The 15909-nt window shown below is 39.1% G+C and carries 17 protein-coding genes, 1 tRNA gene and 3 pseudogenes; 19 read left to right on the top strand and 2 right to left on the bottom strand.

Going from position 1 to position 15909, the window contains the following annotated elements:
• Positions 1 to 67: 67 nt before the first annotated feature.
• The 6 genes and pseudogenes from OCV54_RS14230 to OCV54_RS14200 all read left to right on the top strand — a co-directional run bounded on the left by OCV54_RS14230 (position 68) and on the right by OCV54_RS14200 (position 4136).
• Positions 68 to 138, top strand: a tRNA-Trp gene (locus OCV54_RS14230).
• A gap of 224 nt (positions 139 to 362) precedes the next feature.
• Positions 363 to 575 carry a helix-turn-helix domain-containing protein gene (locus OCV54_RS14225; protein WP_004853489.1) on the top strand — a complete coding sequence of 71 codons (213 nt, stop codon included), beginning with the start codon at positions 363 to 365 and terminating at the stop codon, positions 573 to 575.
• Between the two features lie 3 nt (positions 576 to 578).
• Positions 579 to 1859 (top strand): type II toxin-antitoxin system HipA family toxin, encoded by a 1281-nt coding sequence (locus OCV54_RS14220; protein ID WP_055224664.1) that lies wholly within the window; start codon positions 579 to 581, stop codon positions 1857 to 1859.
• Positions 1860 to 2033: 174 nt separating this feature from the next.
• Positions 2034 to 2305 (top strand): annotated as a pseudogene (locus OCV54_RS14215) (LacI family DNA-binding transcriptional regulator); the annotation flags it as partial.
• Between the two features lie 148 nt (positions 2306 to 2453).
• The gene (locus tag OCV54_RS14205; protein WP_055224662.1) at positions 2454 to 3332 is read left to right on the top strand and encodes a LysR family transcriptional regulator; all 879 of its coding nucleotides are present in this window, start codon (positions 2454 to 2456) and stop codon (positions 3330 to 3332) included.
• Positions 3333 to 3536: 204 nt separating this feature from the next.
• Positions 3537 to 4136: a YczE/YyaS/YitT family protein gene (locus OCV54_RS14200; protein WP_055224660.1), complete on the top strand. Its 600-nt coding sequence runs from the start codon at positions 3537 to 3539 to the stop codon at positions 4134 to 4136.
• Here the strand turns inward: OCV54_RS14200 and OCV54_RS14195 are convergent.
• Positions 4131 to 4487, bottom strand: a complete 357-nt coding sequence (locus tag OCV54_RS14195) for a helix-turn-helix transcriptional regulator (RefSeq protein ID WP_055224658.1) — start codon at positions 4485 to 4487, stop codon at positions 4131 to 4133. The two genes, OCV54_RS14200 and OCV54_RS14195, sit on opposite strands and share 6 nt — an antisense overlap.
• A 28-nt stretch (positions 4488 to 4515) precedes the next feature.
• Here OCV54_RS14195 and OCV54_RS14190 point away from each other — a divergent pair.
• The 4 genes and pseudogenes from OCV54_RS14190 to OCV54_RS14880 all read left to right on the top strand — a co-directional run.
• A pseudogene (locus OCV54_RS14190) lies at positions 4516 to 4908 on the top strand (sugar O-acetyltransferase); the annotation flags it as partial.
• A gap of 383 nt (positions 4909 to 5291) precedes the next feature.
• On the top strand, positions 5292 to 5525 hold the full coding sequence (locus tag OCV54_RS14185) for a hypothetical protein (protein WP_055224655.1): 234 nt from the start codon (positions 5292 to 5294) through the stop codon (positions 5523 to 5525).
• A gap of 54 nt (positions 5526 to 5579) precedes the next feature.
• The gene (locus OCV54_RS14180) at positions 5580 to 5726 is read left to right on the top strand and encodes a hypothetical protein (RefSeq protein ID WP_238051945.1); all 147 of its coding nucleotides are present in this window, start codon (positions 5580 to 5582) and stop codon (positions 5724 to 5726) included.
• A gap of 13 nt (positions 5727 to 5739) precedes the next feature.
• A pseudogene (locus OCV54_RS14880) lies at positions 5740 to 5958 on the top strand (methylated-DNA--[protein]-cysteine S-methyltransferase); the annotation flags it as partial.
• On the opposite strand, the gene OCV54_RS14170 reads toward OCV54_RS14880, so the two are convergent.
• Complete coding sequence (locus tag OCV54_RS14170; protein ID WP_055224654.1) at positions 5925 to 6710, bottom strand: alpha/beta fold hydrolase; 786 nt, start codon at positions 6708 to 6710, stop codon at positions 5925 to 5927. The pseudogene OCV54_RS14880 and the gene OCV54_RS14170 overlap by 34 nt on opposite strands.
• 673 nt (positions 6711 to 7383) lie before the next feature.
• Here OCV54_RS14170 and rbr point away from each other — a divergent pair.
• The 9 genes from rbr to OCV54_RS14125 all read left to right on the top strand — a co-directional run bounded on the left by rbr (position 7384) and on the right by OCV54_RS14125 (position 15721).
• Complete coding sequence (gene rbr / locus OCV54_RS14165; protein ID WP_044998372.1) at positions 7384 to 7926, top strand: rubrerythrin; 543 nt, start codon at positions 7384 to 7386, stop codon at positions 7924 to 7926.
• A 27-nt stretch (positions 7927 to 7953) separates the two neighbouring features.
• Entirely contained in the window at positions 7954 to 8898 is a 945-nt protein-coding gene (locus OCV54_RS14160; protein ID WP_021739968.1) for an L-lactate dehydrogenase, read from the top strand.
• A gap of 27 nt (positions 8899 to 8925) precedes the next feature.
• Entirely contained in the window at positions 8926 to 9300 is a 375-nt protein-coding gene (locus OCV54_RS14155; RefSeq protein ID WP_022216261.1) for a desulfoferrodoxin family protein, read from the top strand.
• A gap of 543 nt (positions 9301 to 9843) precedes the next feature.
• Positions 9844 to 10089, top strand: a complete 246-nt coding sequence (locus OCV54_RS14150) for a hypothetical protein (RefSeq protein WP_044998373.1) — start codon at positions 9844 to 9846, stop codon at positions 10087 to 10089.
• 19 nt (positions 10090 to 10108) lie between these two features.
• Positions 10109 to 10891 (top strand): ParA family protein, encoded by a 783-nt coding sequence (locus OCV54_RS14145; RefSeq protein WP_008400179.1) that lies wholly within the window; start codon positions 10109 to 10111, stop codon positions 10889 to 10891.
• Positions 10884 to 11789 carry a ParB/RepB/Spo0J family partition protein gene (locus tag OCV54_RS14140; RefSeq protein WP_055147659.1) on the top strand — a complete coding sequence of 302 codons (906 nt, stop codon included), beginning with the start codon at positions 10884 to 10886 and terminating at the stop codon, positions 11787 to 11789. The genes OCV54_RS14145 and OCV54_RS14140 overlap by 8 nt, the downstream gene beginning before the upstream one ends.
• A complete protein-coding gene (locus tag OCV54_RS14135) occupies positions 11786 to 12901 on the top strand; it encodes a DUF6017 domain-containing protein (protein WP_008400177.1) in 1116 nt (371 codons plus the stop codon). Before OCV54_RS14140 ends, OCV54_RS14135 begins: the two co-directional genes overlap by 4 nt.
• A gap of 250 nt (positions 12902 to 13151) precedes the next feature.
• Positions 13152 to 15116 (top strand): hypothetical protein, encoded by a 1965-nt coding sequence (locus OCV54_RS14130; RefSeq protein WP_055147662.1) that lies wholly within the window; start codon positions 13152 to 13154, stop codon positions 15114 to 15116.
• Positions 15113 to 15721, top strand: coding sequence for an ATP-binding cassette domain-containing protein (locus OCV54_RS14125; RefSeq protein ID WP_055147665.1), 609 nt, complete (start codon positions 15113 to 15115; stop codon positions 15719 to 15721). The genes OCV54_RS14130 and OCV54_RS14125 overlap by 4 nt, the downstream gene beginning before the upstream one ends.
• Positions 15722 to 15909 lie beyond the last annotated feature (188 nt).

Here is a 15909-nt window from a genome sequence, read left to right as displayed (position 1 = left end):
AAGGTACAGAATAAAAAGTACCGGGAAAATTTAACGCTGCAGCAGGTGTTAAATTTTTTCTGTATATAGGGGATTGGTCAAATGGTATGATAGGAGTCTCCAAAACTTTTGGTGGGAGTTCGATTCTCTCATCCCCTGCTGATAATAAGCGTCAGAAACCTTGAATTTACAAGGTTTCTGGCGTTTTTATTTATATAAGAAAAGTTGACTTAGCCGTACGGCTTATTGTATAATCAGAACTATACAAAATTAGCCGTACGGCTTATTTGCAAAGCGTATATATATATAATTTAGCCGTACGACCATATGATGTGTATGAAGTTATGTGTTGATAATTTGATATAGAAAGACGAGGAATATGTATGAAAATAATAGATTCAAAATCTTTGGGTGAGGCAATCAGAATAAGAAGAAAAGAACTGAAATATACTCAGGCTTATATAGCAGAATTTACAGGATTTAGTGTAAGTTTTATTTCGGATTTGGAAAGAGGTAAGGCTACAGCAGAAATCGGAAAGGCAATTACAATTATCAATTTACTGGGAATGGATATTCTCGTAGAAAAGAGAGGTTAGAATATGAGAAATTTGGGGGTTTGGATAGAGATTGGTGGCTTGCAGACATATGTAGGTCGTATAATTGGAGAAAAAGAAGAAGATGCTAGATTCTCATATGCAGAAGAGTATTTATCTGGTAACATAGCCAGACCGATATCAATTCATTTGCCATTATCTGCAAATGCATTTTCCGTTGATGATACAAGGAATTTTTTTGAAGGTTTGTTACCTGAAGGATTTACCAGAAGATGTGTGGCTGGGTTATTGCATACAGACGCAAATAATTATTTGTCATTATTAGCCGGGTTAGGTAATGAGTGTCTGGGAGCAATAAAAATTACAGATGAGAATAACGAAGTAGTAAATGCAGATTATCAGAAATTGACAATTGATGAGGTTAGTCAGTTGGCAAGAGAAGGAGCAATGGAGACTGCGGAGTTAGTCACAAAGTCACATTTGTCACTTACAGGAGCATCTGGAAAGGTTGGGTTATATTATGATGAAAATAATAAAGATTGGTATTTACCAAAAGGGGCAGCGCCAAGTACACATATAGTAAAGCAGAGTCATGTAAGGCTTGACGGAATAGTTACAAATGAGCAGTTGTGTATGATGACGGCAGGAAATATGGGAATAGAGATTCCTGAAAGTTTTATAGTCAATGTCGGGGATGGCAGAGATGAGGAAGTTTTGCTAGCAACTAAAAGATATGATCGTGCAATAAAGGACGGATTAAAAAAAATCAATGGGTTAAGTGTTCCGTACAGGTTACATCAGGAAGATTTCTCTCAAGCGATGGGAATTTCGGCGCATAACAAATATGAGAGTGATAATGCCGGATATTTAAAAATGATGTTTGAGATCATAAGACAGAAATCGTTCAACCCAATAGCAGATCAATTGAAAATGTGGGATATATGTATATTCAATTACCTAATAGGCAATACAGATAATCATATCAAAAATGTTTCATTGCTTTATGATGAAGAGTTGAAAACAGTACGCTTGGCACCGGCATATGACATATTGAGTACGGTAATATATACAAGCAGTACCAGAGATATGGCATTTAGTATTGGGAATGAGTATGATATTAAAAAGATCACCAGAGATTCATTTAGAAGAGAAGCGGCTAACATTGGACTAGGAGAGCAAATGGCTATGAAGCGGTTTGATTATTTGGCAAATGCTTTTCCGGATGCGCTGAATAAAGCATGTGATGAATTACTGGGCAAGGGATTTAACAAGGCGATTGATATTTATGAGAGAATTAGGGACAAGAGGAGAGAGTTTATTTCATAAGAAATACAAGATCAATGACTAATGCTTGGACTATGCAAGAAGGGACAGAACGTTTTAGTAAAATACGACAAAAACATAATAAGGATTTTGTTATGGGTTATGCGTTTAACCTTTGTAAAAATCAGATCTTGATTGTACCATGTAATTACAAATTCAGGTAAAGAGGGTATGGATATGATACATAACAGGGTTAGGATTGTGGATGTCGCAGATGCACTAGGACTTAGTACCGCAACTGTCTCAAAAGTGATTCATGGAAATACAGAAAAGATTTCAGATGAAACAGTAAAACGTGTTCAGCAGGAGCTTGAAAGGACAGGATATATCCCGAATATGGCAGGCATTCTGCTTGCGAGAAACAACTCAAGAATCATTGGAGTGGTGGTGAATGACCATGTGAAGTATGAAGGGGGGGTTTAGAAGATGGATTCGTGATGGCATCACTGGCGAATGGATTATAATTCTCGCCAATGGAAGATATTTCAATGAATTGTGGAATCTTCGGTCATCCCTGGCGAAATGAAATTATAGTAATGGGAAAAGAACTGATTAAAAGGTTTGAAAAAAACAAGGGAAGATTAGGACTTTAATGATATGGAATTAAGACTATTACGCTATTTTCTGACAGTAGCAAAAGAACAGAGCTTTACAAAAGCAGCAGAACAATTGCATATTACTCAGCCAACGCTTTCAAGACAAATGGAGGCATTTGAAGAGGAGCTTGGAGTAACATTATTTATTCGTAGGGGGAAGAAAAGCTCACTTACTGATGAGGGAATTCTATTAAAAAGGCGAGCCTTGGAGATTCTTAATCTTGAGGAAATAACACTAGAGGAACTTAAAGGGAAAGAAACGGTAGTAGAGGGCACTATAACCATTGGATGCGGTGAATTTGCGGCAATGGAGACATTGGCGAAGATATGTAAAACGTACAAAGAAAAATATCCGCTGGTTCAGATTGCATTGCATACTGCAACAGCAGATGCAGTGTATGAGATGATGAGCAAAGGAATTGTAGACATTGCATTGTTCTTGGAGCCAGTGGACACCGAAGGTTTGGATTATATCCGGATTATGGATTGTGATCACTGGTGTGTTGGAATGCGGCCAGATGATCCGCTGGCAAAAAAAGAGTTTATAAAAAAGGAAGATCTCATAGGAAAACCATTGATCCTGCCCGAAAGAGGAAATGTTCAAAGTGAACTTGCCAATTGGTTTGGAAAAGACTTTTCGAAACTGCAGATTGCTTTTACGAGTAATCTTGGAACCAATGCCGGAGTCATGGCAGCAAATGGATTGGGGTATCCGATATCAATCGAAGGTGCTGCAAAGTATTGGAGAGATGACATTCTTGTACAACGAAAAATTTTTCCTGAAATTACGACAAGTACTGTGATTGCCTGGAGACGAAACATTCCATATTCCCTGGCGGTCAGTAAGATGATAGAAGAAATAAATGCTTTTCAGGCATAGGAGAGAATTTAATTGACAAGACTCTTGAATTTGTATCCAGGTGGTAGGGGATGAAATACCAGTTATTGACAAAAAGTTATAAATGATATAGTATAGCAACAATTAAAAAGAGCTTGTCTCGGCACGTAAGAAGACTATAGATTTTGCTGTTTCTGAACATAACAGTTTTATCTATAGTCTTTTTATTTGGCAACAGGAGGTTGTATGAGTAAAAGAGAGTGGATAAAGAAGATAGCTGTTATAATAATTGGTTCAGTTATTGCCGCATATGGTATAACCCTGGCTTTGTATGCCGGATTCGGCGGTGCAACGCTTGCGGTATTATGGCAGGGAATATCCGGTACGTTTCATGTGAGTATCGGAGCAGCGTCGTTTATCGTGGCGGTGATTATGATCTTGTTTGTTCTCATATATGACAGATCGCAGATACATATAGGAACGATACTTTACCAGATCGTTTACAGCTTGTGTGTTGATCTGTTTGCGCAAATGCATGTCTACAGCAAATACATGTGGCTCAATATGTTGATCATGCTCGTCGGAATTGTGCTGTTTGCGGTGGGAACAGGACTGTATGCGGCAGCAGACCTTGGGCGTGGTTCATATGAGGCCGTGACATTTGCGCTTGCAGAGAAGAATCACTGGCAGGTGAAGAAAGTCAGAATGATACTTGATGCCGCCATGGTTGTGATAGGTGTGATCCTTGGGGGAAAGTTTGGTGTGTGTACGGTTGTTACTGTGATTGTATCGGGGCCGATAATTCAGTTTACTGTTGGGAGAGCAAAGAGAATCATAAAACTATAAATTCTCTTTCCTATATTCATTCGGCGTAATCCCATAGTGCCTGTGAAACAACTCACAGAAATAGCTCGTACCGGAAAATCCATAGGCGTATGTCACATCGGTCACGGACATAGAAGAGTTTCTAAGCATAGCACATCCATTTTCAAGGCGATAGTTGTTCAGGTATTGCATGGGTGATACCGACAGGTATCTCTGGAAAAGAGATGTGCATTTTGTTTTGCAGCAGCTTCCGGCGCTGGAGATGTCTTTGAACAATAGCTTGCCTGGATAATTCTTCTGGATGAATCCGATCATGGCGGTGAGTGACAGGAGGTCATATGAATTTTCTACATTCTTATTCTGAGTATCCATAGTGCAGGCATCTGCTGTTGACAAAGTTGCAAATTATAACTGTACGATCCTTGATGTTGCCAAGGTGAAAATAGGTGACAATTGTTTCATGGCGCCAAATGTAGCGATATACACAGCAGGTCATCCGATATATCCTGATGTGCGAAGTGCTATGTGGGAGTATGGCAAGGAAGTGACCTTTGGGGACAACGTGTGGATAGGCGGCAACACTGTGATCTGCCCTGGCGTGCATATTGGAAGTAACGTTATAATCGGTGCGGGCAGTGTTGTTACAAAGGATATCCCTGATTGGGCAGTTGCAGCGGGAAATCCATGTAAGGTGCTTCGCATGATCACAGAGGATGACAAGAGAAGACTTTTCCGCGATGAGGAGATAGACGATGAAGCCTGGGCTGAGATCTGCCAGAAGCTGGGCTGGTAATGTTACACCACAGGTTCATTGAATTTTTCTGGGTGTCAGTGCATAATGAGAACAACGTGGGCTGACACGATTCAATCCGAGGTTACATTACTTGTGACCTATCCTGTTGCGAAAGATATAGGACGCTGGCAGGCAGCGAAAAACTTTGCTCCAATGCCGAACGTAAGGGTCGGTCTCGTTGTTCGGACAACAGAAAAATCAGTCATTAGAGGGTGGGAGTATTACTGAGGCAATACACCATCCTCTTAAATTTGTGCTGTTCATCATACTTAATATAACTTATGAATTTGTCTGATTGAATTTAAAATAATTAGTGCTAAAATGAAGTTGGTTAGGAAAAACTAACTAGATGAGTATACAGACGAAAGGTGGTTATATTTGTGATGAGCATTTTACTGAGTATAGGTCTTGTTGTTTACATAATATTACTTATAATAAGCTGTAAGAATAAGGGTAATAAGAAGATACAGATTGCAACGCAGTTGGTTCAGGGCGCACTATGGACTCTGCTTGCGGTGGACAACTGGCAGAATGGACACTTGATTACACTGATCGTATATGTGGTGATCATTGTACTTTCATTTGCAGGGGTCGTGCATTTGGTTGTTAAGAAGTAGGAGAGACTTAGATTAATATTGATTTGAGGTTGTGTCAGAGGAGATGATGTGGTTATGTCATATGAAGAGTATAAAAACATGAATGTTCGTATAGAACTGCTAGAAATTCTGGCTGAGGCAGAAGATGATGTGAGAAATGTCAGGGTTGCCCCTGCATCCGAGACATTTGGCGATTTGAGAAAAATGCTTCAAGAGGGGTGAGCTGTTTTAAAAGTCTGCTCAGGCGGTTGGCGGTGCTGTTGGTCACAATCCAATATCAATCGTCATCCCGTGTCACAGAGTAGTCGGTACAAATGGAAGTCTGACCGGTTATGCAGGTGGAATAGACAAGAAGATCAAGCTGTTGGAGATAGAGAAAACAGATATGAAAGATTTATTCAGACCTAAGAAAGGAGCAGATCAGTTTATGCCGCACACCCTGCAGACCTCATGAACCCAGCGGTCGGCGTCAAGCAGCAGTTCTTCGTGCTGCAGATCAAATTCACAGATATCCGGATCGGCGAAACACTTCCTGTAACGCTCAAGATATTTCTCACCCATTTTCTTGGCGTAGAATACGTGGATAGTCGTTCCGGGTACGTTTATGTGTTCTCCAACGCTTGTGTACAGGTCGGTGCAGAACTGATTCTTCATGGACTCCTTGGATATGAATGAAAAGTCTATTCCACTTCCTTTGCCCATGATCTCCATGAATTTCTTCATATATTCAGAACTGTCATTTCCTTCGTTCATTTTCTTCTCAAATACTTTTTTCAGAATACCGCTTTCCTTGCCGGTGATAAAAGGATAGAACATAGGCATCATGATGGCTGTCTCAAGCTTTGCCAGCCACTTTGGCGCCTGATCCATGTCGCTTGAACCTATGATTCCATGATCTATATGTATATTCTGACGCCCGATCAGGAGAGAGACAAATGAACCTCCGAGGGAACAGCCGTATGCTGCAAACAGCTTTCCGTCAAGTTTATCTTTGATGTAGTTCTCAACCTTCAGAACTTCGTCAAGCTCTGAAATAAATGTAGAATTCTCCGTATCGTCAAATCCACTGTAGCTGACAACCAGAGTATGAAAGTGCTCCTGAAGCCCATCAAGAACGTGTCCAAAGTTGGTTTTCCAATAGCAGCAGGTGCCAGGAAAGAGCATGATGCTCGGTTTATTTTTATCCCCGAATTCGTAAACTTTCATAAAAATATTCTCCTAATTGTTTGATAATATGCTAAAATTAAAAAAGTTAGATACGTCTAACCAATACAGATACTAGCACTGGCGAAAGCGACTGTCAATGTAAGTTCCTAATTGTCCCATATCTCCGGAATCAATGCCCTTGTCTTGACTTCAATTAAAACATAACGGTGTTTTTGTATGTTGTAGAACAGCATATTAATAAATTTTTTAGCATCTCCGACAAAAAAGGGGATTCTTTGCTGACAAAAGCAAATTCACGATCTAATTCAAGAAGAATTTTTTGGGAATTATCCATGATTGCATCTTTCAATTCTTTTTCATCATACCCTTCTCTGAGATTAAGAAAATGCAAAGAGGAAAGTCAGAGAATGAGAATTATTACTATTTTCTTGACAATAAAATAAAAACAGAATATAATCCTTATTAAGAACTAATCCCAATAATGAGTGGCGACAAGCAGGAGAAATGCCATTCAAAAAAATCTTGATATATTGGTAGAGGAAGGTGCGTAAAGTGCAGCGAGATTTTTGATGCGGATATGGATGAAATTACCGAATTTGCTGGAAAAATTCGTAACATTAATGGAATTGAATTTTTGGATTATGATATTTCATTTAAAGGAATTTGCCGAAATGCAGAGAGAAAAATAGTAAAGAAAACGGAGGTAAAAGAGATGGCAGTAAACAAATATGCAGGAACACAGACAGAGAAGAATTTACAGGAGGCATTTGCAGGAGAGTCTCAGGCGAGAAATAAGTATACCTATTTTGCTTCTGTAGCGAAAAAGGAAGGCTATGAGCAGATGTCAGCATTGTTTTTAAAGACTGCAGATAATGAGAAAGAACATGCAAAGATGTGGTTCAAGGAATTAGCAGGAATTGGTGATACAAAGAAAAATCTGGCGGCAGCTGCAGAAGGCGAGAATTATGAGTGGACAGATATGTATGAAGGCTTTGCGAAAACAGCCGAAGAAGAAGGTTTCCCTGAGCTTGCAGCAAAATTCAGAGCAGTAGGAGAAATTGAGAAGCATCATGAGGAGAGATATCGTGCACTTCTTAAGAATATTGAAACTGCACAGGTATTTGAAAAGAGTGAAGTTAAGGTATGGGAATGCCGTAACTGCGGACATATCGTGGTAGGAACAAAGGCTCCTGAGGTATGTCCGGTATGTAATCATCCACAGAGCTATTTTGAAGTACATGAAGAGAATTATTAAGGAGATGAGATTATTACGAAAAAGCAAGTGATTAATTCAAAAAAAGCAGTAATGATAGGCTGTGGTTTTGTCGGTTCTGCGTCAGTCTTTGCTTTAATGCAGAGTGGCTTGTTTACAGAGATTGTCCTTATCGATGCAGATAAGAACAAGGCAGAAGGAGAAGCGATGGATATCAGTCATGGTATTCCATTTGCGAGTCCGATGAAAATATATGCCGGAGATTATGATGATGTGGCTGATGCTGCAATTGTTGTCATATCTGCCGGAGCGGGACAGAAACCGGGAGAGACAAGGCTTGATCTCGTAAATAAAAATGTAGCAATATTTAAGTCAATCATTCCTGAAATAGCAAAGAGAAATTTTGCAGGTATCATGCTTGTAGTTGCGAATCCGGTAGATATCCTGACTCAGGTAGCCATAAAGTTATCAGGACTTCCAGAAAACAGGGTTATTGGATCGGGTACTGTGTTAGATAGTGCCAGATTAAGATATAAGCTTGGTGAGCATTTATCTGTGGACAGCAGGAGTGTTCATGCATTTATAGTAGGTGAGCATGGAGACAGCGAAGTTGTAGCATGGTCATCAGCCAATGTATCTGGTGTTCCATTAAGTGAAATGTGTGAAATGCGTGGACATTACAAGCACAAGGAAAACACGGCAGAAATAGCTACAGCAGTCAAGAACAGTGCTTATGAGATTATAAACAAAAAGCACGCTACATATTATGGAATTGCAATGTCTGTAAAAAGAATCTGCGAAGTGATTATGAGAGATGAAAAATCAATACTTCCTGTATCACACATGATTCATGGAGTATATGATATTGACGGAGTATCGTTAAGTATGCCAGCTATTGTAGGTGCAGATGGTATTGAGTCTGATATACCTATTAATTTAAGTGGCGAGGAAGCGTTAAAGCTTAAGGAATCTGCAGATTCATTGAAAAAGATTATGGAGACAATTGAATTATAAATTTTACACATGGAAGGAGAAAAAGGCATGGAAGTAAAGTATTATATATGTAAGCATTGTGGAAACATTGTTGAAAAGGTAAAGGATAAGGGTGTACCTGTAATTTGTTGCGGAGAACCTATGCAGGAATTAAAAGCCGGAGTGACAGATGCTGCTGTCGAGAAGCATGTACCTGTATATACTATAGAAGGCAGTCATGTTCATGTCGTGGTCGGAGAGACAAAACATCCAATGCTTGAAGAGCATTTCATTGAGTGGATTACATTAAATACAAACCAGGGAATATACAGAAAACAGTTAAATCCAGGGCAGGAGCCGGTAGCAGATTTTTGCCTTTGCGATGGTGAACAGGTAGAAGAAGTATATGCATATTGTAACCTGCATGGATTATGGAAATGCTAAAATATCAGTAAGCTATCAAATTTATTAGTAACTCATAAATTTGCTGATATCTTACCAGATGGGAGCAGATATAATATCATGGGTGCATCAAAAACAAAGGAGATGTGCTTATGCTTACAGAATCAGTGATAAAATTATTAAAAAATGAAATGTGGGATCTTGCCACATGCTCAGATGGTTAGCCGAATGTTGTGCCTGTTGCATTCAAGGATGTGACAGAGTATGGCAAGCTTGTGGTTGGTGATGTGTTCCTTGAGACAACTCTTGTGGAGACTATAATAGGGCTACGTCGTACAGATTCGTGAAAATCCTTGAATTTACGCACTTTTGCAGCTTTTTCAATTTCGGCAGAACCGATGTGAAAAGGCATAAAAAGCAGATAGTGGACAGAATTCATGTCGTTGTCGGCTATAGAGTCGACACGAGGGATACAATATTCTTTGATGAATAAAAGTGAATAAAATAGCCAATTTGGCAGGGATATTTAATTACAAAATATTGAATATCCCTGCCTTTTATTTTTCTATTCAAGGAGGTGTCAATATGTTAAAGATAAGGCTTCAAGGGACAAAAAATGACATACGTTGGTTTGTACGTTTACTTCAGAGAGATAAACGATTTGAAGTGAATAATGTTTCGACTTTTTTCGATAATGTTGGAACAGATAAATATAAACGTGTGTATGCAGAAGTATCAAGAAAGAAAAAGGATTCTGGTAAGAAACCAAGTAACGTTATGCAGGTAGAAGAAAAATGCCACTATGTAGGAAGTGGCATGGTGATTCGATAGGGAATGGAGGTACAACGGTATGTGTAAAGTAATAGCAATCGTGAATCAAAAAGGTGGCGTAGCAAAGACTACGACAACAGTGAACTTAGGTATAGGTTTGGTAAGAGAAGGCAAGAAGGTACTACTTATAGATGCGGATAGTCAGGGATCCCTTTCATCAAGCCTTGGCGTAGCAGAGCCTGATGAGCTTGATGTTACTCTCTCGACGATCATGGGTAAAGTGATCAATGATGAAGATTATGGAAAGCGGGAAGGGGTTATTGTACATGAGGAGGGAGTATCTTTTCTTCCATGCAATATCGAACTTTCCGGACTGGAAGTCACATTGGTAAATACCATGCGGAGAGAGTACATATTGAAAGAGTACATAACAAGTGTGAGAAACTTGTATGACTATATCCTGATTGACTGCAATTCCAGCCTTGGCATGGTGACAATGAATGCCCTGACTGCGGCTGATTCGGTCATCATACCGATAGAAGCAGCGTACCTTTCCGTAAAGGGGTTGCAACAGCTTATCACTACCCTTGGCAGGACAAAGAAATATCTGAATCCGAATCTTGGGATAGAGGGAATCGTTTTCACAAAGATGGTTGGACGTACCAATTACGCAAAGGAAATCAAGTCCATGGTGGAAGAAATCTATGGCAAAAATGTCCGTGTGTTTGGTGCGGTTATCCCACATTCTGTGAGAGCGGCAGAGACTTCCGCAGAGGGTGTGAGTATATTCAAGCATGACCCAAGAGGAAAAGTTGCGGCGGCGTATAAGAAGCTCGCAAAGGAGGTGCTTGCAGATGAATAAATCCAATAGTGCTTCCAAGATAAAGATGAAATCATTTGACGATCTGTTTGGTACAAACGAAAATCTGGAACAGGCAAATGCAAATGGTGGTGAAATCCGAGAAATACCTTTAGCAAGTCTGCATACATTCAGAAATCATCCGTTTCAGATCCATGAAGATAAGCTAGAGGAAATGGTAGAGAGTGTCAGACAGTATGGCGTGCTTGTTCCAGGAATTGCGAGAATGCGACCGCAGGGTGGTTATGAAATTATTGCCGGACACACAAGAAAGGCTGCCTGTGAACTTGCCGGTCTTGATACCATGCCGATGTTCATTCGCAATCTGAATGATGATGAAGCTACCATTGTCATGGTGGACAGTAACATTCAGAGAGAAGATATCTTTCCAAGCGAAAAGGCAAGGGCGTATAGTATGCGTTACTATGCCATGAAACATCAGGGCATTAAGGGAGATAAGGGTAGTAGCCTTGATATCATGAGTGAGGAAACCGGCGAGAACGCAAAGAAGATTCAGCGATATATCAGACTTGCAAAGCTCTCTGATGAACTGCTTGACTTTGTTGACAGGAAAAAGATTGGTTTTATTCAGGGTGTTGATCTTTCGTATCTGAACGAGGAGCAGCAGCAGTGGGTACTCGATATAATACTCGACAGGAATATATTCCCTAATATAGAGCAGTCGGCAAGACTAAAGGCATCCTGCCGGGAAAATATGCTTACACAGGAAGAAGTGAGGAACATCATGCTTCCGGAACAGGTGTTAGCAAAGCCGAGAAAGGTAACGTTCAAGGCAGACAGATTGGATGACTACTTTGATGAAGGATATACGGAAGAAAAGATTACAGAGGTTATAATAAACCTCTTAGATGAATGGAAGAAAAGAGGTGAGAGGGCATGACTAATATTGTAAATACCGGTAATGCGTCGGTGGATGCGCTGGCAGAGATGAGCATTAGTGGCAATGTTACACCGGTAAATTGGTATAAAACAATTTTGCGTGAAAATGGCAAGCCATACCTTCTCGCTATCTGTGTGTTGTCGGAAATCGTGTATTGGTATCGTCCTGTGGAAGTACGGGACGAGCATAGCGGCATGACAATTGGTTACAGAAAAAAGTTTCGAGAGGATTTGCTACAGAAAACCTACAATGATTTTGCCGAGCAGTTTGGAGAATCACGGAGAAGTGTGAAGGCAGCGTTTGACAGACTAGAGGAAATCGGTGTGATCCGTCGTGAATTCCGTAACATAGAAACAAATAGCGGAATGGTCTTAAATAATGTCATGTATATTGATCTATGCGTTGATAGACTTTACACATGTACATATCTGGACATACCAGGAGATGACGAAGATGTAGAAAACACAGGGGAAGAAATACAAAAACAGGCTGAAAACCAAGCAAATAAGCCTGTTACAAAATTTTGTACCTCCTCATACAAAACTTTGTATGACCCTCCTACAAAATTTTGTAACACCCCCTACAAAACTTCGTATGACCCTCCTGCAAAATTTTGTAACACCCTCCCACAAAACGATGTACCACCTCATACAAAGTTTTGTAAGACAAATACAGAGAATACTACAGAGAATACGGAGGAGATTACCTATCCTATCATTCCATCAGGCACAGGCGTGAAAACTGATACGATGGATAGGATGGATGAAGTGCGCTCATTTATCAAAGACAATATTGATTATGACGTATTGCTTCAGTGCCATCCTACAGAGAAGATGGACATAAACGAATTGGTGGAGCTGATGGTTGAGACCATAGCGGTTAAACAGCCAGTAATCCGTATCAATAAATATGATTTCCCATATGATGTTGTTCGGAGCAGATTGGAGAAGATAGATTTTCATACGATGGAGTATGTGCTGGAATGCCTTCGCAACAATACTACAAAGGTACGCAACATACGAAGCTATATGCTCACGACACTGTATAATGCTCCGGTAACATGTAGTAATTACTATAAAGCAGAAGTAAACCATGACTTCTATGGTAAGTAACGATTCATAGCTGCTGGAAACAGCAGTTGACTATATATTTTTCACCTTCCCTTCCTTTTGAGGGGCAGGAGGGCACACCTGCCTCTCGTTTTAAGGGGATTGCTGCAAGTATGATTCTTTGATATAATCAATGCAACAGTTTTACAAATCGGAATTTAACAAGAGAATGTGGTTGTATGAAAAAATCCATATTAGTATTTTGGGCAATCGTGTGTCTGTTACCTATTCAAAGGAGGTTTAAGAATTTCAAATGAAACATATAAGAAATATATTGCTGTTGATTACGATTATTTTTGCTTTTGTTATGCAAGCTGAAGTATATCAAAATATGCTCTGGAACTTTAATGGTGCTTATTATTTATCGTCCAGATACACAACTACTAATGACGATATGGATTCATTTTTAGCCAATGCAGAAGATACAGCTGAGAAGCATGGTGTTCATATTTTTTCGACTTTTAATCAGAGAGTTTCTAATTATCAGACAAGACTTTATATTTATGGTGATGATACCGTTGTTCGGGATAGTCTTAAAAGCACGATGGGTATTGAGGAAAAAACATATACGGCTTTAATAGGTGGAATCACCGTAATAGAATTTGAAGATTTTAGAGAAGTAAAAAACACAGGCAATGGACAGGAAATAATGGTCAGCTATATCGGTAATGATGATGACATTATTGCCACATATCAAGATTTGGCAAAAGAATATTCTATATCGCAGCCAGAGTTTTGGCAATCAACCGAAACTGATATGATGTTCATTGTTTGGGGCTTGGTTGCCATATTGATGATTGTACTTAATGTGATTGAGGTGATACGCAGACAAAAGGAAGTAGTTGTACGAGCTTCTCTGGGCGAAAATGCTGCTGTGATTGCTCTAAAAGCTGTAGTGGCTGATATGATTTCATATGCTGCATTATTCGTTTTAGCAAAGTTGCTTGTTTCTCAATTTATATCGGGAGCGTATGAAGATCATCTCATTTTGGCAGTGTATTGTGCCGGAGCAGTTCTTTCCGTAATTCCTTATGCTGCTTTTGTCCGCTTTGATGTAAAAAAAGCCTTTGCCAATGCTTCAGATAAAAAAGGTATGTTTTATCTTCTGAACGGTCTTAAAGTATTTGCTACTGCTATGACAATTTTTACAATAACTACAAATCTCAGTAGCATTCAAGGTAATTTACTTACAAACACGACTCTTTTAGAAAATCATTATAATGATTATTATTTTGGAGTTATGCAGATTGAACCTCCTTTTGAAGAAAATGAGGAGGAATCCAAAGAGAGCAAATTTTGGAATGACCTTTACGAAAATGAATACAACACTATAAATCCGGTGGTCTGCATAGGCAGCCGGATAAGCGATACGGATAATTATATTTTTGTAAATCATAATGCCAGAGATATGCTACAAGGGTTTTCTGATATGCTTACTGAAGATGATGAAAAAGAGGATATCGTGGTCTTCGTGCCAAAGGGAAGAAATGCGGAATCATACAAAGATATCGCAAAAGAGGAAATTAGCTCTCTTACCCAAAATGCAGAAGAACTGCGTGTTGTTTATAAAGAATATTCTGGCAGAGAGCAATTTTATTATCTCAATTCGAACAGAGAAGAGGCTATTGACGGATTGTCAAGAGTAACAAATCCGATTGTGATTTATCAGGCAAATGAGGCTGTTGCTTTAAATGGAAGTTATATCGAAACAGGAACATATAATGGTGAGGTAATCTACGGATGCGATGAAAGCACAATTCGTAATGCTGCGAAAAAATATGCAGAACAGCTTGGTTCACACTATTTTATGCTGACGAATGTCGGAGAGGATTACATTTATAGTCATAGTTTCCTTGTAAAATTGATTAGCTTTATAAGCTCTCTTTGCGTATTAGTATTGCTGTTAGATATCGCTATCATCGTATCTGAAGCGAAAATGGAATTTAGACTTAGCTCTATGGAAATCTCCCTCAAAAAGGTTTTAGGTTATAGCTTTTATGAAAGGCACAAAAGATTTATTTCCGTTAATCTCATAGAAAATATAGCCGTTGTGATATTGATTTGCATTGTTTCGATTTTTATATCTAACGCAAGTGTCGGGATTGCTTTACTGATTGGATCATTGCTCACCATTATTGAAATGGCAATCATTTTCACAAATATTATGTGGGTTGAAAAAACAAATATCTCAAAGTCATTGAAGGGAGGATGTTTATGATTATAATTCGTGGCTTAAATAAAGCATTTGGAGAGAAAATAATTTTCTCCAACTTTAATTTGGAAATTCCGGATGGAAGTTTTGTAGTAATCAGCGGGGATAGCGGCAGTGGAAAAAGCACTTTGCTCAATATGATTGGTGGTATCGAAAAGCCGGATAGCGGCAGTATCATAATCGAAGGGCTGAATATTACCCGGCTTAAAAATAAAAACAGTTTTTTTGCGGATACAGTGGGGTTTCTTTTTCAGAATTTTGCACTGCTTGAAAATAAGACAGTTAAAGAAAATTTAAGTTTGATTAAAAAATCAAGCCGAACTAAAGTATCACTTAAAGAAGCTCTTAATCGTGTGGGGTTATCAAAGGAAGTTAACAAAAAAGTTTATCAGCTTTCCGGTGGTGAACAACAGAGAGTTGCTTTAGCTCGTCTTATGATGAAAAAATGTTCTGTTGTTTTGGCAGATGAACCTACTGGCTCACTTGACAAGAAAAATAGAGATATTGTTATGAGGTTATTGCACGAACTCAATGAAGAAGGTAAAACGGTTATCATTGTTACCCACGATCAGAGTATTATTGAAGATGAACCTTATGTTGTGAAAATCTGAGAGTACCTCTTAGAAATGTCTTGATCTACATTTTATGTAATTTGGGTCAGAAGAAAATCCCTTTAGGAACTAAAGGGCGCACTTCTATACTCTCTGTCGAGAGTAGTGCGTCCTGCGGAGCTTCATTCTCTGTCAGCAGAAAAAAGCTGCATGACCGAGAATGTTGCGTCACTTTGTTCCGTCAAGGT

It is taken from the genome of Coprococcus aceti (genome assembly GCF_025567285.1).
Taxonomy (GTDB): Bacteria; Bacillota; Clostridia; order Lachnospirales; family Lachnospiraceae; genus Coprococcus; species Coprococcus aceti.
The sequence above is the reverse complement of the archived record's forward strand: the minus strand, read 5'-3'. Positions and strand labels throughout refer to the sequence as shown.